Raw genomic sequence first — 24,453 nt, forward strand, 5'->3', positions numbered from 1 at the left:
GAAGATTATTGTTATGCCGCAAACACCGCATGTGGAGAAGCATTTTACCGCGGGCGAACTGGTGCGTGATATTGTAATTGGTATGTCCGACGGACTGACGGTTCCATTCGCACTGGCGGCTGGCCTATCGGGAGCCGTCAGCTCAACGACAATTGTTGTAACGGCCGGATTGGCCGAGATCGCCGCCGGTTCGATCGCTATGGGATTGGGTGGCTATCTGGCCGCCAGGAGCGACGCGGAACACTATAGCAGCGAACGCCGCCGTGAACAACTGGAGATCAAGGAAAAGACTGACGTCGAAAAAACGGAGGTTAGCGATATCTTCCAACAGTATGGTCTGACCGCCGAACAGAGCGCGCCGCTGGTCGAGGCGCTGAGCCAGAAGCCGGACGCCTGGATTGATTTCATGATGCGCTTCGAGCTTGGCCTGGAGGAGCCTGATCCTAAACGTGCCTTTAGCAGCGCCATCACGATCGCCCTTTCCTACATCGTCGGCGGCCTGATACCGTTGAGCCCCTATATCTTGTTGCCGGTGGCCAGAACGGCCCTGCTGACCTCGGTCGTCGTGACCCTGCTGGCCCTGCTCATCTTTGGATATATCAAAGGGCGCTTCACCGGCACAAATCCGCTGCGTAGCGGCATCCAGACCGCCCTGATCGGCGGCCTGGCCGCGGCCGTCGCTTTCTTCATCGCCCGCCTGATCTAAAGCTGTATTGCCCTCCTTCACAGTAACTCTTTTGAGTGCCGAAGGCGCGTAGTGTCAGGGGCCGAAGGCATGAATCTCAGGTGTCAGCCACAGCCAGCAGTGGTAGCGCAACAAAGAACGTCGTCCCCTGCCCCTCCTGGGATTGGAACCAGATGTCGCCGCCCTGGCGCTTGATCAACTCGCGACTGAGGTATAGCCCCAGTCCCGTTCCACAGAGACCATGGGATTGGGCGTTGGTGGCGCGGACAAAGCGCCCAAAGATCTGTGCCTGCTGGCAGGCCGGGATGCCGATGCCCTGGTCTTTGATCTTTATAAGCACCTGTTGGCTCTCAACCTGTTTCTCCAGGGTGATCTGGATCGGTCCCCCGCCGGGGCTGTATTTGATGGCATTGGTGAGCAGGTTGGTGAATACCTGTTCGGTGAGCATGACGTCGATCGAGACGATGAGGAATGGATCCTGCGCGATAATCATCAACTGGTGGTCGGGGGTTATGGACTGATGGCGCTGGGTGACGCGTTTCACCAGTGAGACCAGGTCGGTCACCTCTTCCACCAGTTCCAGGTGTCCCGCCTGCAGGCGCGTGACATCCAGCAGGTCATTGGTGAGCGTAACCAGGCGCCGGGTGGCCTGGTCGATATGCTGCAGCGATTCCCGCTGCTCCTCCGTTAACATCGGAGTGTGCTGGCGCCCCATCTGTCTCTGGAAGAGTTCGACGAAGCCCTGGAGCACGGATAGCGGATTGCGCAACTCATGGGCCGCGATGCTGATGAATTCATCCTTTAGCTCCTCGGCCTCTTTCATGGCTGAGCCATCCTGGTGCACCACCATAGCGATCGGTGTAATATCGTGCCAGGCGACGGCGGCGCCACCGATCGTCATGGTTTCCGGTGTACTCCTGCTGGTATGCCGCCGGGGATGCTGCGCGACGTATGCCTGCTGATACAGAGGGGATGCGGTGACGAGATACTCGCTCTGTTCAGAGCGCTCATTGACGATGGTAACGGAGATATCTTGCTGGTGATGGCCGCGCAAAGCCTGGCACGCGGGCGCGTAGAGCAGTGCCTGCAACGCTTGCCGCCCCTGCGGGGACTGTTCCAATCTGCTGCGCAGCAGATTGGCCGGCCGATTTTCACGCACGATATGTTGTTGTGTATCAAACAACGTCACTCCATCATGAATGCTCTGGAAGATCGCATTCAGCAATTGCAATGATGTCTGCTCATCATGTTCATTGAGCAGTGCCGCGTCATTCTGATTGAGCGCGGCAAACTGTTCGTCTGCGCTGAGATGTGGATGCATTGCTTACCCGCATTTGTAATAGCTGGCTCTCCGTCTTTTAGTGGAAGCGGGGTGCAGGGGCAGCAGCCCCTGACGGAGCGCGACGGCAGGCATGCTGGGGGCATGCCAGTCCTCGCACCCCCCTCTCCGTCCCTCCATGGGAAGGACGGAGAGCCTAACAGTTCTTCTTTTCTTTATCTGAAGCAATATGAACATATTTGAACTATCATGGATCATCCTTTATCATAGAAGCAAAAAGACAATCTTGCAAGGGCTGTTCTGGCCCGGTTGCTGTGTTCAAGGTGGATATGGGAGGAGCGACAATAATGACGATCAAGAAGTATACCGTTCTGGTGGCCGATGACGATCCGCAACTCTTGCGCCTGGTGACGCGCAGCCTGGAACTGGAAGGCTTTCATGTTCTTAACGCCCACGATGGGGAAGAGGCGCTGGTCATGATCGAGGCGAATCCTCCTGATCTGGTACTCCTCGACGTAATGATGCCACACATGGATGGCTTTACCGCCTGTCAGAAGATACGGGAGTTCTCGCAGGTGCCGATCATCATCATTACAGCGCGCGGGCGAGACAGCGATAAGGTGCGGGGTCTGAACCTGGGGGCTGACGACTATCTGACCAAGCCCTTTAGCATTGAAGAACTGGTGGCGCGGGTGCGGGCCGTGTTACGGCGTTCGCAGTTTGTCGCGCAGGAGCAGATGCTGGCGGCCCGTTCAAAGCTTACCATCGGCGCCATCGAGATCGATTGCGAGCAGCGCCTGGTGACGGTGCATGGCGCAGAGGTGGTCCTGACACCGACCGAGTATCGTATTCTAGCCTACCTGATGCAGAACGCCGGCCGCATCTTAACCCAGGATCTCTTGCTGGAGCACATCTGGGGACCTGAATATACGGGAGAAAGCCATATGTTGCAGGTCAGCATCAACCGCCTGCGCCGCAAGATCGAGCCTGATCCATCCCACCCCACCTACATCCACACGAAAATTGGCGTTGGCTATCAGTTCGCGTCCCACCCCAAACTTCCATAACAGGCATCTGTGATCTGGTTGTGCCACCAGGCCGGGTTTTGAGAAGTATCTGTGATGAGAGAGCGTTATCCTACTGGTAGCAAAAAAAATACATCTACAACCCCATCTCAATGATGAGGTGAAAGGAGCCCGGCCATGTTGGGGCACATTCTTGTACCGTTAGATGGTTCACACCGTGATGAGCAGATCCTACCCATGGTTGCGCGCCTGGCTCGCGCGGCGCATGCCAGGGTTACCCTGATCACGATTATCGCGCTGCCTTCCGAATATTATGCGTATCCAATGTGGTCGGGGCCCGTGCCGGCCAACATGGTCGAACGTGACGCGCAGGAGGCGGAGGAGCATCTGAAGCACCTGAAGCAGAGCCAGATGCTGCGCGACCTTGAGGTGACTATCTCGGTCTTCTCTGGTTTCCCGGTGCAGGAACTGGAGGACGCGATTGAGCGTGAGCACGTTGATCTGGTGATGATGTGTAGCCATGGTGATGTCGGCTTCAAACGCCTGGTGCTGGGAAGCGTAGCGCAGCAGATGGTGCGCCATAGCAGTGTGCCAGTGCTGATCCTAAAGGAGCAGCGACAGGGCCAGCCCATGCTCGGCAAAGGGATGCCATTCCAATTTACGGTGGCACTCGATGGTTCACCCGGAGCGGAATCGGTCTTGCATATCGCCGCCACCTTAAGCGCGTTGCTCTCGGCCCCTGAGCCCGGAAAGCTGCATCTACTCCGCGTGGTACAGCCCATCTATGCCGTCGCCCCCCAGGGTAACGAGACCGTCTCGCAGGCCAACGTCAAAGCCATGGAAGAGGCCGAAGCCTACCTGCAAGATGTGACGAAGCGGATTCTGCTGCAGTTGATGCCAGATACGCTGCTCGACATAACTATGTCAGTGCGTACCGATGAGGACGTGGCCACCGCCCTGATGCAGGTGGCGCGCGAAGACGAGGCGCGCATGATGGGGCCTTCGGGCGGCATCGCCCTGGCGACGCATGGCAGGCATGGCGTTCCACGCTGGCTCCTGGGCAGTGTCACCGAGCACGTCCTGGGACACGCCTCGTTCCCCCTGCTGATCGTCCGCCAGGAGACCGTCGAGCCCCAGGAAGGCCACGGCGAACAGCCCGAACACCACGAGCACGCATATCATCCCTTCGCCATGTTTTAACAAGCTTATAGAGTGATGCAACCGGAGCACATCCGTGCTCCGGCCGCATCACTCTATAATAATCATATAATGGCGTCCCTGAGGAGCACTTATACTCCGGTCGCATCACTCTGTAATAATCATATGTGGTGGTGCCCCTGGGCGTATCCGTGCTCCGGTCGCATCACTCTATAATAATCATATAATGGTACCCCTGAGGAGCGCTTATACTCTGGTCGCATCACTCTATAATAATCATATGGTGATGCCCCTGAGGAGCGCTTATACTCCGGTCGCAGCGCTCTATAATAATCTATAATGGTGCCCCTGGGCGTATCCGTGCTCCGGCCGCATCACTCTATAATAATCATATAATGGTGCCCCTGGGGCGCATCCGTGCTCCGGCCGCATCACTCTATAATAATCATATGGTGGTGCCCCTGAGGAGCACTTATATTCCGGTCGCATCGCTCTATAATAATCATATAATGGTGGTGCCCCTGGGGCGCGGATGCGCCCCAGGGGCACCACCATATAAACCAGTGCGGCCGCGCACGCGGCCGCCCGTGCGGGGGCGCTCACGTGCGCCAGTAAAAGAAAATACACACAGCCCTTTCTTCGCGGTTCAAAGATGAGAAATATTCCTGAAAAACAACGTAATAAAAATAACTTACCTGTGTGTCTCACATTTCTCAACCGCCTCTCCCGAAAAGCGCGGCATACTTAATGATCCCTTTTTCTGCCTGATCAGAAAAAATCAAAATTTGCCAACAAAAATCCTTGATTTTTTGATCTTTCATCGGTATACTTAAATGTAATCGATACCGGAATCGATTACGAAACCGCTTTGGTCCGATGAATTGATATTTTTCGCATTTGCCTTCGCTTTCTGTATGTTCATCATAACAGAGAGTAGCGCGAGTAGGATTGGCATTGTCGCCCATCCATGAGGATACGTTATTTATGGCAAGGAAGCGTACAATTGATGATATTGCCCGTCTGGCGGGCGTATCTAAAACCACGGTGTCGCGCGTGCTTAATAACAAGCCCGATGTCGATCCAAATACACGCGAGCGCATTCTCCGCATTGTCAAAGAGGAAGGGTTTGTGCCGAGTGCTACAGCGGCTGGTTTAGCCGGGGGGCGTAGCCATCTACTGGGTGTGCTGGTTCCCTCCTTCACCTGGCCGATGATCCCCGATATCGTATGTGGTATTGCCGAGACGATCGGGAATACCGCCTATGAACTGGTACTATACAGCCTCAATGACAAGACGCGTGAAAATGGTGAGGGCGATATCATCGACCATATCCTATCGACAAATCTTGTGGCGGGTATCCTGGCGGTTTTGCCCGGTCAATCGTCAAAGTTTGTTATCCGTTTACACCAACATGGTTTCCCCGTGGTACTCATTGATGATCAGGATGATCCCCCTCTGGTTCCCTGGATCGGTGCCGATAACCAGTGTGGCGCGTATGATGCGGTAAAGCATTTGCTGGCCCTTGGTCATCGCCGCATCGCCCATATTCAGGGTCCCATGAAATACGTATGCTCACGTGAACGCTACGAGGGTTATTGCCAGGCTTTGCGCGAACATGGCATTCCAGTTGAGCCCACACTTGTCATCGAAGGCGCGTTTGACACGGCTTCGGGGCGAGATGCCGCCCAGACCCTTCTCTCCCTACCCGAAGATCAGCGACCAACGGCCATCTTTGCCGGTAGCGACCTGATGGCCTATGGTGTACTGGCCTTCGCGGAAGAGCAGGGGATCGACATACCGGGTGAGCTGGCGCTGGTGGGATTTGATGCCATTGGCTCTTCGGCCCTGGTTCGGCCCGCTTTGACCACGGTCAAACAGCCGTTCCAGGAGATGGGCCAGCGAGGAATCGAGGTGTTGCTCTCTATCATCGAGCAGTCGGATCAGCAGCGCTTTAATGTCCGTTCTGGCTATGCCAGGGACTTTATGCGCCTATCCCGTGCGAATGTTGATGAGCCAGCAAATGCCCCTCCCTTACGTATCCGGCTGGCGACGAGTCTGGTTGTACGTGCCTCTTGTGGCATGCGACAAAGATCCCCATTCTCATCGATAAAATCGGTTTCCCGCTAATGTAGGAACGCTACATATTTTTTAATCTGTGCGTCCCCCGTTTACGCGGGAAATTCGAGTGCTATGCCGCATTTGCGGCACAACTACACAGAGATAGGATCGATCGAAAGGAGGAAATGGGAAGTAAAGCTTTTCTTATAGATGTTTTTTCTACACTTAAAAGGATTTATTGTGTTTTCTATTGCCGGGAGGTTTTGATGACACCGCAATCTCTGACAACGTCGTATAAGAGGAAGGATGGGAAAAGAGCGTGGCTATTGTCGCTCTTACTCGTTCTTGGTGCTCTACTGGCTGCCTGTGGCGGCGCTAATGGTAATGGCACTACTCAGGGTTCTTCATCACATAATTATTTGACCATCCAGACGGGCCCCAATGGCGACTTCACCCGTAACTTTGGACCTTATGCGCCCAATGCCAATCCGGGTACCCAGGGTATGGTCTATGAGACCCTGTTATATGTCAATGGTTTTAGCAATAAGGTGACGCCCTGGCTGGCCACCGATTATAAGTTCTCCAGCGACAATAAGACCCTGACTTTTACCCTGCGTCAGAACGTGAAATGGTCCGATGGCAAACCCTTCACTTCGGCCGACGTGGCCTTCACGCTCAATATGCTCAAGCAGTATCCAGCCGCCGATAGCAATGGCCTCTGGAACTACTTCAATAGCGTTACCGCGCCCGATGATCACACGGTAGTGATCAGCATGAAGAAGGTGTACACCCCCATCCTGTGGAATGTTGGTGGTACCACCTATATCGTGCCCCAGCACCTGTGGCAGAGCGTGGGTGACCCATCCAAGTATACCAATCCCAACCCTGTTGGTACTGGCCCATTCACGTTGAAGAATTTCTCTTCTCAGCTGATTGACTATACCAAGAATACTAACTACTGGCAGGCTGGACTGCCCAAGGTTGATGAGCTGCGCTATCCGTCCTACAATTCCAACCAGTCTCTGGAACTGGATATGGACAAAGGTGCTCTCGACTGGGTTAGCCTGTACACCCCCAACCTGCAGAAGGGGTATGTTGATCGCGATCCTACGCACAACAAATACTGGTTCCCACCCAATAACGCGGTCTCTCTGATCATGAACCTGACCAAGGCTCCATTCAACAACGTCAACGTTCGTAAGGCGATCAGTATCGCGCTCGACCGCGATCAGATGTCCAAGGTAGCTGAGAGTAACTTCGAAGCCGTAGCTAGCCCGACTGGTCTGCTGCTGCCTGCGCAGAAGGATTACCTGTCCTCCGATTATCAGAACACAACCTGGCAGGCCCCCAATGTGGCCGAGGCGACCAAGCTGATGGAGAGCGCCGGCTACAAAAAAGGCTCGGACGGTATCTATGTTGGCGCTGATGGCAAGAAGCTGTCCTTCAACCTCAACGTGGTGACCGGTTGGAGCGACTGGGTCACGATCTGTCAGATGGTCAATAGCCAGCTGAAGGCGATCGGTATCCAGGCCAATGTGAGCGCGCTTGCCTATAATTCCTATATCAACGCGTTGAACATGGGTAGCTTCGACATGAGCATCGGTAGCTTCAGCTCCGGCCCGACCCCGTTCTATACCTTTAACAGCATGCTGAGCAAGTCGCACACTGCTCCGGTTGGACAGTCGGCGCCCTCCAACTTTGAGCGCTGGATGGACCCGGCGACCGATAAACTGTTGGATCAGTATGCCACGACCACCGATGCCAATGCCCAGAAGCAGGCCATTCAGGGCCTGGAGAAGATCATGGTTGAGCAGGTTCCGGTGATTACCCTGGTCAATGGTGCCGCCTGGAACGAGTACAGCACCAAAAACTTCACCGGCTGGCCAACGGCGGATAATCCCTACGCGGTACCACCCCCCTGGCAGTATCCGGATGCTGAGCAGGTGGTGCTCCACCTGACCCCGGCCAAGTAACGTGTCCCGGATGCGTCAATAGGTTTTCCTGCGAGAGCTCCTATGCATGTAATCTTCATAGGGGCTCTCTGCTATCGCGTCAATTGACGCATGTGGTTGACTAGCAAGGAGTTCATGGATGCGTCACCTCTTACGCCGCATCGGCTTTTACCTGATCGCCTTATGGGGATCGCTTACGCTCAACTTCTTTATCCCCCGCCTGGCACCGGGTGATCCGGCGCAGATCTTTATCGCGCGTTTCCAGGGTCGCATCAGGCCGGAAGCGCTGCACGCGCTGCAGCTGCAGTTCGGGGTCTCCAAAGATCCCTTGTGGGTGCAATACTTTCAGTATCTCAATAGCCTGTTGCATGGCAACCTGGGCCTCTCCATCACCTACTATCCCACCCCGGTGGCCGAAGCGATTGGACAGGAACTGCCCTGGACGCTGGTGCTGGTGACGATCTCGCTGCTCATCAGCTTTGGCCTGGGCACGCTGCTGGGCGCCGTGATCGCCTGGCGTCGCAATTCCTTCCTGGATAGTCTGTTGCCACCCTTGATGACCTTTATCAGCGCCATCCCCTATTTCTGTATGGCCTTGATTATGCTCTATATCTTTGGTTTTACCCTCAACCTGTTCCCGTTGAATGGTGGCTATGATCGCTTCCTGTCTCCCGATGGCTCTCCTGAGTTTATCAGCAGCGTGATCCAGCACGCTATCTTGCCCGCTATCACCTTTGTAATCGCCAGTATCGCTGGCTGGATGCTGGGCATGCGCAACTCGATGATCACCACTCTCTCAGAGGACTATGTATTGATGGCGCAGGCCAAGGGATTGGTCGGCCGCCGTGTGATGATGAATTATGCCGCCCGCAATGCGATTCTGCCCAGCATTACCGGTTTCGCTATTGCTCTGGGACAGGTGGTCGCCGGTCAGCTGTTTTTGGAGATCATCTTTTCCTATCCCGGCATCGGCTACGCCCTCTACCAGGCGGTGCAGAACTCGGATTACGCTTTGATGCAGGGCATCTTCCTGATCATTACGGTGGCGGTGCTGGTCGCCAATTTCCTGGTTGATCTGACTTATGTGGTGCTTGATCCACGCGTCCGGCAAGAAAGGGGATAAGCTCAATGAGTTCGACGAAACCTGATGCACAAAATACGCCGCTCGATAACAGTTTAACCACTGTGGTTTCTCCCGCGAGCGCTGTGAGCGCTGGTGGCACTGCCGCTGCAGGCGTGCCCGGTATGACCGCGCCCCCGGCGGTTGGTGGACGTATGCGCGATCTCTGGCGCATGATCACGCTCAATCGCAAAGTGGGCATCGGCGTGCTGATTCTGGTCATTTTCTTGCTGATCGCTATCTTTGGCCCGCTCTTTGTCCATCAAGATCCCAATACCTTGAACGCGGGCCCGGTGCTGGCGCCGCCCTCGTCGCAGTTCTGGTTTGGCACTACACAGACAGGGCAGAACATCTTTACCCAGACCATCGTCAGTACGCGCTCGTCTATCTTCTGGGGCTTTGTCACAGCCCTGTTAATTATGGCTGTCTCGACCACGATAGGCCTGGCGGCTGGCTACTTCGGTGGCACGGTCGATGATGTGCTCTCGATCATCATTAATGTGTTTCTGGTCATCCCCGGTCTGCCGCTGGCGATCGTGCTGGCCGCCTTCTTCCCCAAAGGTGATCTGACCGTGGCGCTGGTGCTGGCGCTGACCAGCTGGTCGTGGAACGCGCGCGTCATTCGCGCCCAGACCATGTCGATGCGCAGTCGCGACTTCGTGCAGGCGGCGCAATCAAGCGGCGAGGGGACGCTGCATATCATCTTTTCCGAGATCCTGCCCAACGAGATTGCCATCGTGATGTCGGGCTTTATCGGTACGGTGGTGTATGTGATTCTGGCCGCCTCGGGCCTGCAGTTCCTGGGTCTGGGTAGTGTGACCGGGCTGAGTTGGGGCGCCATGCTGTACTGGGTCAATAACAACGACGCGATCCTGCAGGGCGCCTACTGGTGGTTTATCCCGCCCACACTGTGTATCGCGCTGGTGGGGACCGCGCTGTCCCTGATCAACTTCGGGGTCGATGAGATCGCCAATCCACGCCTGCGCAAAGAGGCGAAACCAAAGGCGAGTAAAGCGAAGAAGGAGGCGGTGGCATAATGGCTGAACAACGTGTGCCCGATGATCTGTTGTTGGACGTGCGCAACGTCTGTGTTGATTATTACGCGGCCAACGGGGCCGTGCACGCGGTGCGTGACGTCAATCTGACGTTGAAGCGCGGCGAGATTCTGGGACTGGCCGGCGAGAGCGGTTGCGGCAAGTCGACGCTGGCCTTCGCCATCGCGCGCCTGCTGCGTCCTCCGGCTGAGATTACCGGGGGCGAGGTGCTCTACTACCCCCGCCCCCATACCGATCGCAAGGGCAGCATGGTGCAGCAGAACCGACGCGGCCGCAATAGTCCGCAGGAGGATGTCATCGATGTCCTGAGTTTGAGCCCCTCCCAGCTGCGCCAGTTCCGCTGGAATGAGCTGTCGGTGGTCTTTCAGAGCGCCATGAATGCTCTCAATCCGGTGATGACGGTGGGTACGCAGATCATCGATGCCATCAAGGCCCATCGGCCGGATATGGGACCCGACGCCTGCCGCAAGCGCGCGCTGGAGCTGCTGGAACTGGTAGGTATCGCCGGTGATCGCATTCGTAGCTATCCCCATGAGCTTAGTGGCGGCATGCGCCAGCGCGCGGTGATCGCTATCGCCCTGGCGCTCAATCCGGAAGTCATCATTATGGACGAGCCGACGACGGCGCTGGATGTGGTGGTGCAGCGCGAGATCCTGGAGCTGATCAGCAACCTGTGTAAGGAGTTCAATACGGCGCTGATCTTCATTACCCATGACCTCTCGCTGCTGCTGGAGCTCTCGGATCGGCTGGCGATCATGTATGCCGGCAAGATGATCGAGAAGGCGACCAGCGCGGATGTGTATAAGCATCCCCGTCATCCCTATAGCTATGGGCTGCTCAATTCATTCCCTACCCTGCATGGTCCCCGCCGTAAGATGGTGGGCATTCCGGGATCACCGCCTGATCTGCGTGTGGTTTCGTCAGGCTGCCCGTTCGCCGCGCGCTGTCCGATGGCTTTTGAGCCCTGCCGCTCGGTGACACCGGTGCTGGGACCCGCCACGAGCGATAACCAGGAGCAGCTGGTGGCCTGTCATCTCTATAATCCTACCTATGCCCAGAAGTTACCCGGCGCGCAGGAGTTCGCGAAAGGCTATGAGGCGCTGGCGGAAAGGAGCCTGGTGTAATGAGTACGTCTCCCTCTGTTGAGAATCAAACCAACGTGGAACTGCCGGCTCCAGTGTTGGAGGCGGTCCATCTGCGCAAAGAGTTTCCGGTGCGCGGCAAGATGTTCGGTCCCTCGCTGGCGGTGCACGCGGTGGAGGATGCCACGGTAGCGCTGCGACCGGGCCGGGCGACGGCGCTGGTGGGAGAAAGCGGGAGCGGCAAGACGACGGTGGCGCGCATGCTGGCGCGCATCTATAATCCGACCTCGGGGACGATCAAGTTCCGGGGTGAGCCGATCGCGTTGTCCAAGAGCACCTCGGCGCTGCGGGCCTACCGGCGTCACGTGCAGCTGATCTTCCAGGACCCCTTTAGCTCGCTCAATCCGGTGCACAATATCCGCTATCACCTGGCGCGTCCACTGCAGATCTTCGGGCATGCGCGCGGCGAGCGGGAGGTGACCGAGCAGGTGCTGGCCCTGCTGCGGCGCGTCAGCCTGAGTCCGGCCGAGCAGTTTATCGAGAAGTATCCGCACCAACTCAGCGGTGGACAGCGGCAGCGCGTGGCGATCGCCCGTGCTCTGGCGGTGCAGCCGGAGGTGCTGCTGGCCGATGAGCCGGTCTCGATGCTCGACGTCTCGATCCGGCTGGACATCCTTAACCTGCTGCTGCGGCTCAAGGACGAGGAGAAGCTGGCCTTCCTGTTCATCACGCATGATATCGCCAGCGCGCGCTACTTCGCCGAGGATACGCTGGTGATGTACGCGGGTCAGACGGTGGAGGGTGGTCCTAGCGATGAGATCATTCAGGAGCCGAAACATCCTTATACCCAGCTGTTGCTGTCGGCGGCTCCGGACCCCGACCGCATCCAGTCCGGTGCTGGAAGCAAGGAACTGACGGCGCGCGGAGAGATCCCCAGCCTGATTACGCCACCGACAGGTTGCCGCTTCCATCCTCGCTGCCCGCACGCCATGCCGGTCTGTAAGGAGCGCTTCCCCGGCCGCACTAACCTGGGCAATGGGCACTGGACCAACTGTTACCTCTACGGCGCCGGTGACGAGTCGCCAGAGGCTAATACCCCTGCCGCCCAGGGTGCCGATTAAGACAGCCGAAAGCTACATTAGTTATATATATGTGAGCATGGGGTGAGGTGCGCATTCGCGCCCCGGTTGCATAAACCCATAAAGCCAATTTAGATATATGTGAGCATGGGGTGAGGTGCGCATCCGCGCACCTCACCCCATGCTCACATATATAACTAATGCGGCCGCGCAGCGGACGCGAGTGCGGGGCACTCACGCCCCCCATCATGACGCACGTCACCCCCCATTCTAAGAAAGCGAGTCGACGGCTTGCGAAGCCTGGCTCCTCGCGGCCAGCGAATCCATCACCATTGCTGGTGGGACAATCAGGACGGGGAGCTGCGTTTCATGGGTGAGGCGCTCCACGATGTGATTCCCCAGATGCAGACCTTGCTGGTGCTGTCCAAAGCGCGAGGAGATGACCAGCAGGTGGAACTGCGGCTTGTGCTCCTCGCTGTCATAGCTGCCGGCCTCTTTCAGCAGTTCGTGTGCGTAGTCGGTGCCGACCAGGGTCGATTCGCTCATGCAGGCGCTGCTAACCACCTCCATCGACTCCTCATCAATATCCTGAAACTCGTGTACGTGTTTGATCTGGTGCTCTTTGATGACCTTCATCAGTTCGAGCAGGCTGCTCTGCGCACCGGCCTGCTCTGTAGCGTAGGGCGAGATGACACGGGCCAGGCGGATAAGCGGCCGGGTCGTGGCCGCCAGACCAGCTACGAGCGCGAGGGAGCTTTTCACAACGGGCCCGGCCTGGGAGATGTCATCGACTCCCAGCAGGATGCAGATAGGATGGCCCGCTGGTATATATGGAATGATCGGCAATGGTCCATGTTCGTGGATCAGAAAGACCGGCACCGGTGAATGCATCGCCACGCGTTCGGCTACGCTGCCCGGTAGCAGGTGCTTCAGTCCGGTATGGTGCTTGCGGCTCATCAGGATCAGGTCGCAGTGGTGTTGCCTGACCTGTTCTACCAGCTCAGGCGCGACCTGGCCCCAGCAGACCTGCAGTTCCACATCGATGCCGTCGAGCAGGGGCATGGTGGCAATGGTGGTCAGATAGTCGAGCGCCTTCTGCTTTTCAGTTTCAACCAGGCTGTGCAAGGCGTCCGTCTTCAAAATAGCTTTTCCGTTGAAGTTGGTCCCCAACGTGATGACATGGACGAGTAGTAATGATCCCTGCGCGGTACGGGCGAGGCGAGCCGCGATGGGAAGCGCGTGCTCGGTCGCCGGTGAGCCATCAAGAGGAACTAATATGCGGGTGAACATGTTTAAGCCCCTTCCCAAGCCTTAAGCTTTCATAAACGTCTTTTGGTATACACCATACGAAGGTGTCCATCACATTTTGTGCCAACGTAGGTGCCGGGCGTGCCCCGGCTTGGGGCCGCAACGCGGCCCCGTACCCGGGCGATTACGTTCCCTTCAATATGTATCGTTTCCCGTATCGCGTTGATGAGACATATGCGGCCGGGCACGGGGTCGCCTGCGGCTCCAAGCCGGGGCACGCCCGGCACCTACGAGGGCTTGTTCTTGTTTATTCTTCCCTACCTGCATTGTACATACTGTACTTCTACATCCTCACAGCTATATCACAGCAGCCAGGACGATCTCTCAGAGCGATCACAAAAGAGGGCACGCCGGCAGAGCTGTTTTCTGTGATTTCTTTGAGAGGCAGGTTCGCGGGCACGAGACCATCCTGTGATCAGGAGGCGATATCTTCCTGGTATATAAGCAGATGTTGAAAAGCAGAAAGTGATGCGATGTCTTATGGAACATACTGAGGCAATGTTGGATGGGAATGAGGCCGCCTCCGCTGTCGCGTATGCCGTGAGCGATGTGGTGGCGATCTATCCGATTACGCCATCCACTCCTATGGGTGAGGCCGCTGATGCCTGGTCGGCGCAGGAGAAGCCCAATCTGTGGGGCAGCGTGCCGCTGGTGGTTGAGATGCAGTCCGAGGGTGGGGTGGCGGGCGCGCTGCATGGAGCTCTGCAAACAGGGGCGCTGGCAAGCACCTTTACCGCTTCGCAGGGCCTGTTATTGATGATCCCAAATATGTACAAGATCGCCGGTGAGCTGACGCCAACGGTCTTTCACGTAGCGGCCCGCTCGCTGGCCGCGCAGGGACTCTCGATCTTTGGCGATCACTCCGATGTGATGGCGGTGCGTGCGACGGGCTTCGCCATGCTGGCGTCTAACTCGGTGCAGGAGGCGCAGGACCTGGCGTTGATCGCCCATGCCGCTACACTGAAGGCGCGCATCCCCTTTGTGCATTTCTTTGATGGCTTCCGCACCTCGCACGAGATCGATAAGATTACGCTGCTGGAGCGGGCCGAGATCCGTGCCATGATTGATGATGCGCTGGTACACGCGCATCGGGCCAGGGCGCTCTCCCCCGAGCATCCCATCATTCGCGGTACGGCCCAGAATCCCGATGTGTATTTCCAGGCCCGCGAGACGGTCAATCCTTTCTATCAGCGTTGCCCCGAGATCGTGCAGCAGAGCATGGATGCGTTCGCGGCCCTGACCGGCCGCAGCTATCACCTGTTCGACTATGCGGGCGCGCCGGACGCCGAGCGCGTCATCGTCATGATGGGATCGGGTGCCGAGACGGTCGAGCAGACCGCTAAGTACCTGGCGGCGCGCGGTGAGAAGGTGGGTGTGCTCAAGGTCCACCTGTATCGTCCCTTCGCGGTGGATGCCTTTGTGCGTGCCCTGCCCGCGAGCGTCAGAATATTGGCCGTGCTCGATCGCACCAAGGAGCCCGGCAGCGCGGGCGAGCCGCTCTACCTGGATGTGGTGACCGCCCTCAACGAGTCCTGGGATAACGCGCGCTCCGCCCCACGTGTGATCGGTGGTCGCTATGGACTCTCCTCCAAGGAGTTCACCCCGGCCATGGTCAAGGGCATCTATGATCATCTGCTGGCCGCACGGCCGAAGCAACACTTTACCATCGGCATTAACGACGACGTGACCCATAGTAGCCTGCCGTATGATCCGACCGTTTCCATCGAGGGCGAGGACATCGTGCAGTGCGTCTTCTGGGGACTGGGATCGGACGGCACGGTGGGCGCGAATAAGAACTCGATCAAGATGATCGGCGAGGAGACGGCGAACTATGCGCAGGGCTACTTTGTGTATGATTCGAAGAAGTCTGGCTCGGTCACTATCTCCCATCTGCGCTTCGGACCGCATGCCTTTTCGGCTCCCTACCTGATCGACGCGGGCCAGGCCAACCTGGTCGCCTGCCACCAGTTCGCCCAGCTTGAACGCTTCGATGTATTGAAATACGCGCGCGAGGGCGCCGTCTTCCTGCTCAACAGCCCCTATGGTCCCGAGGAGGTGTGGAGACACCTGCCCATGGAAGTGCGACAGGTGATTCGCCAGAAGCGGCTGCGCTTCTACGTCATCGATGCCCTCCAGGTGGCGCGCCGCGTGGGGATGGGCGGGCGCATCAATACCGTGATGCAGACCTGCTTCTTCGCTATCAGCGGCATCATGCCAACCGAGCAGGCGATCGACCAGATCAAGCAGAGCATCAAGAAGACCTATAGTAAGCGTGGCGAGGCGGTGGTCAGGCAGAACTACCAGGCCGTCGATGATACACTGGCCGGGCTCTACCAGGTAACAATTCCGGAGGAGGCCGAAGTGCTTCTGGGGCATGAGGATGGGCAGGCTACCGTGGCGGTACAGGCACGAGCGCCCATTGCTCTGCCGATGCTGCACAGAAGAGCCCCCGTGGCGGCCGAGGCGCCGACCTTTGTGCGCGACGTACTCGGTCCCATGCTTGTCGGAGAAGGTGACGCGCTGCCGGTCAGCGCGCTCCCCTGCGACGGCAGCTATCCGGTGGGCACAGCCCGCTGGGAGAAGCGCAACATCGCGCAGGAGATCCCGGCCTGGGATCCCGACATCTGCATCCAGTGTGGCAAGTGCGTCATGGTGTGTCCGCACGCGGTGATCCGCGCCAAAGTTTATGATCCCGCCGAGCTGCGCGATGTGCCGGAGACCTTCCAGACCACGCCGGCCCGCTTCAAAGAGTTTCCCGATATGAGCTATACGCTCCAGGTAGCGCCCGAGGATTGTACCGGGTGCGGCCTGTGCGTCGAGGCCTGTCCCGTTAAAGATAAGCGCCAGGTTGGGCGCAAGGCGATCAATATGGTGCCGCAGGCTCCGCTACGCGAGAGCGAGCGCAAGAATTGGGACTACTTCTTGCGTCTGCCCGAGGCTGATACAGCGCAGCTGAACCTGGCGGCGATCAAAAACGCCGAGCTGCTTGAGCCGCTGTTCGAGTTCTCGGGCGCCTGCTCGGGCTGCGGTGAGACGCCCTATATCAAGCTGGTCTCTCAGCTCTTCGGCGATCACCTGCTGGTGGCCAACGCCACTGGCTGCTCCTCCATCTACGGCGGCAACCTGCCTACCACGCCCTGGAGCGCCAACGCCGAGGGCCGTGGTCCCGCCTGGTCGAACTCGCTCTTCGAGGATAACGCCGAGTTTGGGCTGGGGATGCGCCTGTCGCTGGATCAGCAGCAGGAGCAGGCGCGTGCCCTCTTGCTGCGCTGCGCTCCCCTGGTCGGTGAGGAACTGGCGCAGTCCATCCTGCGGGCCGATCAGGGGCACGAGATGGGGCTGCGGGCACAGCGCGAGCGTGTCCAGCTGCTCAAGCAGCATCTGAGCAGCGGAGCGGCCGCCGAGGATCAACAGTGCCAGCAGTTGTTGTCGCTGGCCGATGCGCTGGTGCGCAAGACGGTCTGGATCATCGGGGGCGATGGCTGGGCCTATGACATCGGCTATGGTGGACTGGACCATGTGCTGGCCTCGGGCCGCAACGTCAATATTCTGGTGCTGGATACCGAGGTTTATTCCAATACGGGCGGCCAGGCATCGAAGGCCACGCCACGGGCCGCCGTGGCCAAGTTCGCCGCTAAGGGCAAGGCGCTGCCAAAGAAGGATCTGGGCCTGCTGGCTATGGCCTATGGACATGTCTATGTGGCCCACGTCGCCATGGGCGCCAACGATCAGCAGACGCTGCACGCCATTCAGGAGGCGGATGCCTACGATGGTCCCTCCCTGATTATCGCCTATAGCCACTGTATCGCGCACGGCATCGATATGCGCAAGGGGCTGGAACAGCAGAAGCTGGCCGTGCAGACCGGCTACTGGCCGTTGTACCGCTACAATCCCGCGCTGATGGAGCAGGGCAAGGATCCGTTGATCATGGACGCCAGGGAGGCCACGCTCCCGCTGTCGCGCTTTATGTACAATGAGACGCGCTTCCGCATGCTCGTGCAGAGCGACGAGGAACGGGCGGCCGAACTGCTGCACCTGGCCGAAGAAGATGTCAGGACCAGTCAGGCCCGCTACTATCATGCGGCGGATGGCCACGATGGCCACCAGGAAGGAGAGAAAACGCTATGACAATGCCCGATCTGAGAACGACCTATCTGGGCCTGCCGCTGCAGAATCCTCTGGTCGCCTCTGCCTCACCGCTTTCCAGAAAGCTCAGTACGGCCCGCCAGCTTGAGGATGCTGGCGCCGCCGCCATTGTGATGTATTCCCTGTTCGAGGAGCAGATTACCTATGAGAGCCAGCAGCTCGATCATTACCTCAGCCATGGCACCGACACCTACGCCGAGGCCCTGAGCTACTTCCCCGATCTTGAGCACTACAACATCGGACCCGATCGCTACCTGGAGCACCTCTCGCGCCTCAAGACGGCCCTTTCCATCCCCGTCATCGGCAGCCTGAACGGCGTCTCATCCGGCGGCTGGATCGAGTACGCGCGCCTGATCGAGCAGGCCGGGGCCGACGCCCTGGAGCTGAATATCTACTACCTGCCCACCGACCTATCGCTGAGCAGTTCCGAGGTGGAGGATACCTATGTGCGCCTCGTGCGCGATATCCGCGCCATGGTCCAGCTGCCCATCGCCGTCAAGCTCAGTCCCTACTTCACCGCGCTGCCACAATTCGCGCGCCGCCTGGTGGAGGCGGGCGCCAATGGTCTGGTGCTGTTTAATCGCTTCTACCAGCCCGACCTCGACCTGGAGGACCTGCAGGTCGTCCCCAATCTGGAGCTGAGCAGCTCGCACGAACTGCGACTGCCCCTGCGCTGGATCGCCCTGCTCTATGGTCGCATCCAGACCGATTTCGCCCTGACCAGCGGTGTCCATAGCGCGCAGGACGTTCTCAAGGCTATGATGGCCGGGGCCAACGTCGCCATGATGGCCTCGACACTGCTGGCCAATGGCATCGACCAGCTCGCACGCATTCGCACAGACATGCAATGGTGGATGGATGAGCACGAATACCCCTCGCTCGACCTGATGCGCGGCAGCATGAGCCAGCAGGCCGTGGCCGAACCCGCCGCCTTCGAGCGCGCCAACTACCTGCGCGTCCTCGATTCCTTTATCCGGGCGTAAACACGCCATGTCTCCGATTATTGCCATTGGGGTCGGATAATAATCGGAGGCGAGCTCCGAAGCATTAATCGGAGGCGAGCTCCGAAGCATTAATCGGAGGCGAGCTCCGAACCTATGGTGATGGGCGCAGGTGCCGATATATATGGATGTATGGTTTTATGGTGTGTGGAGGAATGTGGAAATGGAGAAAGGTGTTGTGTCGTATGGCTCTGCGCTATCGAATATGCCTGTGGTGGCTGGCCATCCAACTCTCGCTGGTGGGAATCCTGCTGTTGCCGGGTGATCTTACGGCCCATGCACAACAGAAGCCTCCCGCTCGGGAGTTTGTTGTGATCCCTATTCAGCTGAAGAGCATTGCGGTTACAGCCCTCAAGCTGGATGTAGGAACGTATGGGAAACGCCAGCAGATCCCGGTGTTTAAGGCCACCTTTGATATAACCCTGAAGAATCCCTTGCTGATCCGGGCTCTGCAGCCTTCAGCTTCCACGAACCTGAAGGCGTTCCCCTTGAAAGGGGCCAGGGTCGATGTCATCGACGTCCGGTCTGGCGTTGCCACATTTCAAAAGCTGTCCGCCACCACTACTGGCCCCTTCGGTTTTGAGGCGAAAGCGTCGTCTCTGCAGTTAAGTGATGCCGTGGCGCAGGTGCCACTTCCCCCTGCGCAGGTGGCCGCGCTGGCAAAGTTGAAGCCCCTCATCTCCAAAGACGGCATTCAACCCTGAATATGAGTTTTGTGTGGTGATATAGCAGAAAAAGGGAGCGAGCAGTGCCATTCTGGCACTGCTCGCTCCCTTTTTCTGCTATATCACCTATCTACTTTTTGGCTGGTACTAATTTCCTGGTTTCCTGTTTATAGGCATCGGCGCTACTGGTGTGGAAGACCAGCTGGCTGGCCTGGTTGGGTGCGCCTACCTGGTTCAGGGTTAGCGTATCGTTGCTGTCATTGATCTTGCCTGACAGGGTCGTGGCCTGTCCATTGATAGTTACAACTACATAGATGTCATGGTTATCACGACTGTAGAGTCCGCTGGCGGGTGCGGTCAGGGATTGAGGCGCGCCATTGGCATAGGCCGCGAGCTGCAGCTGACCCTTCAACTCGCCGTTATCATTGCTCCAGTGCAGATAGTATAGGATCTTAGTGGCGCTGCCCGATCCGGCCGGGGGCGTTACGCTTGAGAGCCAGTCGGTCGGCGGATCTTTGGGCCGGTTGACAAAAAATAGGAGCGCCGCCAGCAGGGCCACCAGTACCACCGCGCTGATCACGCCGATCAGCACGCCCTTCTTTATAAAAATACCCGAGCGCGCCGGTTGTGCGGTCTCGTCGTCTTCCTCCAGATCCTCTTCTTCTAAGCTCTCCTGATTATCTACCACGGTGTCTTCGCTGGACTCTGTGGAGTCGGCCGGAGGCTCGGAGAACGTCATTGGCTGTGGTGTTGTCTCCTCATCAGCGCTGTCATGGATGGTTGGCTGTTCGGTGGCCTCTTCATGTGAAGCCGTCTCAGAAGGAATGGTTGGGGAGTCATTCCCTTCCACCGGGGAGGCTACATCGGAGGTAGTGGTCGGTTGCTCTGTTGCGTCCTCGTGTGAGACTGTCTCAGGTGTGGGCGCTGGCTGTTCAGATATTTGGTCGCCGGACTGGAGCTCTGTCTTCTTCTCTGGCTCCTCTCCCAATGGAGGCTGAGGAGGTACACTCATAAAAATGATCGATCCTTTCGTCTTGGTGACATATCATTTGATCAAATACCATCGCCCATACGAGCAAAAGCGAATGATAATACTTGTCTAATTAAGCGTAAAAGCTAATGTGAATAGCGTATTATTCCCATTAGCTAAATCCATCTTGTGCATCTTAGCAGAGATCAAGATCAATGTCTAGCCATCGCGCCGCGATAAAATCGTTATCTGCTGGTGGCTTGAGCGGCCTCGCACGGGCGTCCGCTGCGCGGCCGCCCTGTTTTTTGTATTGTTGCATCGGATGCTCGGAACCGCATCCGATGCAACAATACAAAACTGATACATGAGCACCCCAGGTGCGAAAGCTCATACAAGCTGGAGGCGATGATCATGAGAGTAAGACACATTGTTAAGGAGGTTGCGCTGTTGCTCCACCTCCTTAACAAGAGAATGGGGACGCCTGCGTTCCCCAGGCGCGGGGAGAGTGATCAGGTTCGGACGTCTTTGCGTTTCAGGAAGATGCCGATGACGATGGCAAGGACGATGGTAATCAGTCCCAGGCTGACCCACGATAGTACCAGGCGATGGAGTGCATCGGTCTGGTTGTAGATGGAGAAGAGGGTACTATGATAGGTGGGGTCATCCCCAAAGAGCTTATCGCCTCCGGTCGTATCCGAGTGCAGACCGATGGACGATCCCAGCGCGGCCATCGCCCAGCGTGTCGGGAAGACGGTGGCCATGATCTGGGTGACCCAGTCTTTGAGCGGGATGATCGCCCCCGAAAAGATGACCTGCGGCAGCAGGATGATCGGGACCAGGCTGATGGCTCGATCGTTGTTGGGCGCGATCGCCGAGATCGTCAGGCCAATCATCAAGCCGGCCAGTGATGTCAGGCTGAGCGTGATATAGGTCTCCAATATGGGTGAGAGGACAACTCCCTGCTTGAGCGGCTCCCCGATCTCAACCACCAGCGTCAGGATGGCGCTCTGGAAGAGGCATAGCATGCCCAGTACGACGATCTTGGAGAACATGTAAGGCAGGATGCCCAGGTTGACGGTGCGCTCACGTCGGTAGATGGCCGCTTCTTTGACGATTTCGCGCGCGCCATTAATACATCCGAAGAGGACCGTTGCGAAGGCCATGATGAACAGCACCTTTTGCGCGTCGGTGCCGGGCCCCTGGATCAGGAATGATTGCAGGGCCTGGGCCACGCTACCTTTCTGCTGCACAAAGGCGTGCGCGGTGGCGTCTGTTTTTAAGAAGTTGACGACCTGCTGGCAATCGATGAGATCAGTGGTCCGGGCCTGTGGCAGCGCCAGTGGTCCCGAGGGGGTGAGGATCTGCGTCCGACACTGCGTCAATTTGTTGGCATCAAAGACGCCAGCTCCCACCTCGAAGCGTACCATTAGCACCAGCATGATGGCGATAACGGGTGCCTGGAGCAGCAGGATGAGCAGGTTGCCGACGTCGTTCTTCAGCAACTCCAGGTAGCGCGACGAGAGCAGCGTAAACTGCATCCAGCCCTGGCCCCTGCGTTTTGAGCGCTGCTTCTTGCCTCGCGGCTGCGCGGTGGCCCCCGTCTGTTGCGCTGGCGCCTTCTGCTCGCTCAGCGGCTCAACGATGTAGCGCTGGTAATCCGCTGAGTTCCGGAAGCGTTCCTCAGCCCTTTGTGGAATATCCGGCTGATCCTTCGTTGGTTCCAGCGCGCTGTAGATCTCACTGAAGTCGGTCTTCTCAAAGAAGGTTTTGGCTTCATTCGGCGGACCAAAGTAAGCCAGCCGTCCGCCCTGTGCCAGAAAGCAGACGTAGTCGCAGCTGTTGATGTTGTTGGTCGCGTGCGTCACCAGTACGATGGTGCGGCCGCGATCGGCCAGGCGGCGCAGCAGCGTCATCATCTTGCGATCCAGGCCGGGGTCCAGTCCCGAGGTTGGTTCATCCAGGAAGAAGACGCCCGGATTGGCCAGCAGTTCGAGCGCGATTGAGACGCGTTTGCGCTGACCGCCTGAAAGCTTGCTGACCAGCAGGTGGCGGCGCTCTGTCATCTCGACATCCTCAAGCACCTCATTGATGCGCCAGGCGATCTGTTCTTTGGTAAAGTCGCCCGGCAGACGCAGTTTTGCCGCGTAGTAGAGGGCTCGCTCGACGGTCAGTTCGCGGTGCACAATGTCGTCCTGGGGCACATAGCCTAGCTGCGTATTGAAGGCGGCCAGGTTACGATAGTAATCGACCTCGTTATAGAGTACCGTGCCCTCTTGCGCGGGACGCAATCCATTCAGTGCGTCCATCAAGGTTGACTTGCCTGCTCCTGAACCTCCCACCAGCGCCACAAATTTGCGCGGCGGAATGACCAGCGAGATGTCGTTGAGCAGGATAACGTTATTGTTGCCAGATTTCTTCAGGTGTAGCGCCTCGATGCGAATATGGTTACTCTCATCATAGGGCCGCAGTTCGGTACCTGTATAGACCAATCGATAGGGCCCGATGCGGATCTCGTCACCGGTGCGTAGCAGCTTATGGATAACCTGCTCCCCATTGACGTATACATGATTGGTGCTGTTCTGGTCCAGCAGCCGATAGCCGTCCGCGACCTTTTCCACCAGGGCGTGATGCGCCGATACCTGTGGATGATTGAGCACAACCATATTATCGGGTGTACGCCCGATGGTTAATGTTCCCTCTTGCAGAACGATCGGGGCCATCTGCGGCAGGTTTTCCGGTGGAGCTTCCGTTCCCGTATCGAACGTCAGCGTTACCAGCGTCCCATGCTCATCGCCGATGCGGAAGATATCTCCGGCCCGCAACTGGTGACGGAACGTCTGGTCCCCCGGAATATGCTGGCCCTGGTACCATAATCCATTCAGCGTCTTCCCGCGCCTGGGATGGGGATGGATCAGGAAGAGCTGATCCCCGTCGCGTACGACCTGGGCGTGCCAGGACGAGACGATGGGCGTATCAATGACGATCTCGTTCGAGGGGTCACGCCCGATATTGTTTACCTGCTGTGTCAGCTGTGCCACCTGGCGCTCGCTTCTGGTATTGCTGCTGATCAGCAGTGAAGGCACGTTTGTGGTCGAGAGATGCGCCATCACCGTTGAATCGGGTGCGTTGGGAATCTGCGCCAGCCCCGCCCACTGTGCCCGATTGTGCGCCACATCCGTCTGTTTTAGCGTAGGGTGACTGGCGGATGGCTGTAGTGGCTGCGGCGAGACCGCTGGCTGCGATGAGACTGGCGGTTGTGGTGGCTGGGATGGTGGTGGCGAAATCGGTGGTGGTAGCGGATAATTCGCGTCTGGTGTGCTACCGGCCACGGGCGCGCCCTGCTGTGCGTCAGGATTGCGCATAAGGAAGACAAAGCTGACCGTTGAGCCCAGCTTGATGACATCATTATGGTGTAGCTGCGCATGAGCTGCCTGCTGCTCATTGTGCGCGATTGTATTGCCTTGCGAAACGTTTTCAACCCCCCACACATCGCCAAGCCAGCTTATGCGCACATGGTATCTGGAAATGCCGGGGTCAGGCACAATAATATCGTTCTGCTTCTCCCGGCCGAGCGTCACCACGGGCTTCTGTAGAAAGAAGGTCTTTCCACTCAGTGGCCCATTTAGAAAGCGCACGGCCGCTTCGGCAAAAGGCTTTTGTACTGCTTCCAACAGTATTACTCCTGGCATAAAATACTAGTGGTGTGCCAACATTATACATCTTAGCATAACTCATGCTTTATGAACGCGCCCATTGCGTATATTTGGGCTTTCCATTTTATAAAGAGTGGTTGACTCCTGTCATCCTGGGGGAGCGTGATGGCCCCCAATCGCGCGTCCGCTGCGCGGTCGCGCTGGTTTTGTGGGTTGG

At 57.8% G+C, this 24,453-nt stretch carries 16 protein-coding genes; 12 read left to right on the top strand and 4 right to left on the bottom strand.

What is annotated here, in order from left to right:
- Window positions 1-13: 13 nt before the first annotated feature.
- A complete protein-coding gene (locus tag KTT_RS18840; protein ID WP_126597469.1) occupies window positions 14-706 on the top strand; it encodes a VIT1/CCC1 transporter family protein in 693 nt (230 codons plus the stop codon).
- A gap of 76 nt (window positions 707-782) precedes the next feature.
- On the opposite strand, the gene KTT_RS18845 is transcribed toward KTT_RS18840, so the two are convergent.
- Window positions 783-2,006: a sensor histidine kinase gene (locus KTT_RS18845; protein ID WP_126597470.1), complete on the bottom strand. Its 1,224-nt coding sequence runs from the start codon at window positions 2,004-2,006 to the stop codon at window positions 783-785.
- 305 nt (window positions 2,007-2,311) lie between these two features.
- Between KTT_RS18845 and KTT_RS18850 the strand changes: the two genes are divergently transcribed.
- The 8 genes from KTT_RS18850 to KTT_RS18885 all read left to right on the top strand — a co-directional run bounded on the left by KTT_RS18850 (window position 2,312) and on the right by KTT_RS18885 (window position 12,535).
- Window positions 2,312-3,031 (top strand): response regulator transcription factor, encoded by a 720-nt coding sequence (locus KTT_RS18850; RefSeq protein WP_126597471.1) that lies wholly within the window; start codon window positions 2,312-2,314, stop codon window positions 3,029-3,031.
- Window positions 3,032-3,166: 135 nt separating this feature from the next.
- On the top strand, window positions 3,167-4,189 hold the full coding sequence (locus KTT_RS18855; RefSeq protein WP_126597472.1) for a universal stress protein: 1,023 nt from the start codon (window positions 3,167-3,169) through the stop codon (window positions 4,187-4,189).
- 942 nt (window positions 4,190-5,131) lie between these two features.
- On the top strand, window positions 5,132-6,274 hold the full coding sequence (locus tag KTT_RS18860; RefSeq protein WP_126597473.1) for a LacI family DNA-binding transcriptional regulator: 1,143 nt from the start codon (window positions 5,132-5,134) through the stop codon (window positions 6,272-6,274).
- Between the two features lie 197 nt (window positions 6,275-6,471).
- Complete coding sequence (locus tag KTT_RS18865) at window positions 6,472-8,178, top strand: ABC transporter substrate-binding protein (RefSeq protein ID WP_126597474.1); 1,707 nt, start codon at window positions 6,472-6,474, stop codon at window positions 8,176-8,178.
- A 118-nt stretch (window positions 8,179-8,296) separates the two neighbouring features.
- Window positions 8,297-9,280 (top strand): ABC transporter permease, encoded by a 984-nt coding sequence (locus KTT_RS18870; protein ID WP_126597475.1) that lies wholly within the window; start codon window positions 8,297-8,299, stop codon window positions 9,278-9,280.
- Window positions 9,281-9,285: 5 nt separating this feature from the next.
- Window positions 9,286-10,314 carry an ABC transporter permease gene (locus KTT_RS18875; RefSeq protein ID WP_126597476.1) on the top strand — a complete coding sequence of 343 codons (1,029 nt, stop codon included), beginning with the start codon at window positions 9,286-9,288 and terminating at the stop codon, window positions 10,312-10,314.
- A complete protein-coding gene (locus KTT_RS18880) occupies window positions 10,314-11,456 on the top strand; it encodes an ABC transporter ATP-binding protein (RefSeq protein WP_126597477.1) in 1,143 nt (380 codons plus the stop codon). The genes KTT_RS18875 and KTT_RS18880 overlap by 1 nt, the downstream gene beginning before the upstream one ends.
- Entirely contained in the window at window positions 11,456-12,535 is a 1,080-nt protein-coding gene (locus KTT_RS18885) for an ABC transporter ATP-binding protein (protein WP_126597478.1), read from the top strand. Before KTT_RS18880 ends, KTT_RS18885 begins: the two co-directional genes overlap by 1 nt.
- A gap of 228 nt (window positions 12,536-12,763) precedes the next feature.
- Here KTT_RS18885 and KTT_RS18890 read toward each other — a convergent pair whose 3' ends face one another.
- On the bottom strand, window positions 12,764-13,783 hold the full coding sequence (locus KTT_RS18890; RefSeq protein WP_126597479.1) for a universal stress protein: 1,020 nt from the start codon (window positions 13,781-13,783) through the stop codon (window positions 12,764-12,766).
- 498 nt (window positions 13,784-14,281) lie between these two features.
- On the opposite strand from KTT_RS18890, the gene nifJ reads away from it, so the two are divergent.
- The 3 genes from nifJ (at window position 14,282) to KTT_RS18905 (ending at window position 19,652) form a co-directional block, all read left to right on the top strand.
- Window positions 14,282-17,929, top strand: coding sequence for a pyruvate:ferredoxin (flavodoxin) oxidoreductase (gene nifJ, locus KTT_RS18895; RefSeq protein ID WP_218030921.1), 3,648 nt, complete (start codon window positions 14,282-14,284; stop codon window positions 17,927-17,929).
- A 2-nt stretch (window positions 17,930-17,931) separates the two neighbouring features.
- Window positions 17,932-18,930 (top strand): dihydroorotate dehydrogenase-like protein, encoded by a 999-nt coding sequence (locus KTT_RS18900; protein WP_126599728.1) that lies wholly within the window; start codon window positions 17,932-17,934, stop codon window positions 18,928-18,930.
- Window positions 18,931-19,133: 203 nt separating this feature from the next.
- Window positions 19,134-19,652: a hypothetical protein gene (locus tag KTT_RS18905; RefSeq protein WP_126597481.1), complete on the top strand. Its 519-nt coding sequence runs from the start codon at window positions 19,134-19,136 to the stop codon at window positions 19,650-19,652.
- Window positions 19,653-19,743: 91 nt separating this feature from the next.
- Here the strand turns inward: KTT_RS18905 and KTT_RS18910 are convergent, their stop codons facing one another.
- Together KTT_RS18910 and KTT_RS18915 are read right to left on the bottom strand one after the other, a co-directional pair.
- Entirely contained in the window at window positions 19,744-20,625 is an 882-nt protein-coding gene (locus tag KTT_RS18910) for a hypothetical protein (protein ID WP_126597482.1), read from the bottom strand.
- Window positions 20,626-21,092: 467 nt separating this feature from the next.
- A complete protein-coding gene (locus KTT_RS18915) occupies window positions 21,093-24,254 on the bottom strand; it encodes an FHA domain-containing protein (protein ID WP_235845764.1) in 3,162 nt (1,053 codons plus the stop codon).
- Between the last annotated feature and the right edge of the window lie 199 nt (window positions 24,255-24,453).

This window comes from Dictyobacter aurantiacus, assembly GCF_003967515.1.
Lineage (GTDB): Bacteria > Chloroflexota > Ktedonobacteria > Ktedonobacterales > Ktedonobacteraceae > Dictyobacter > Dictyobacter aurantiacus.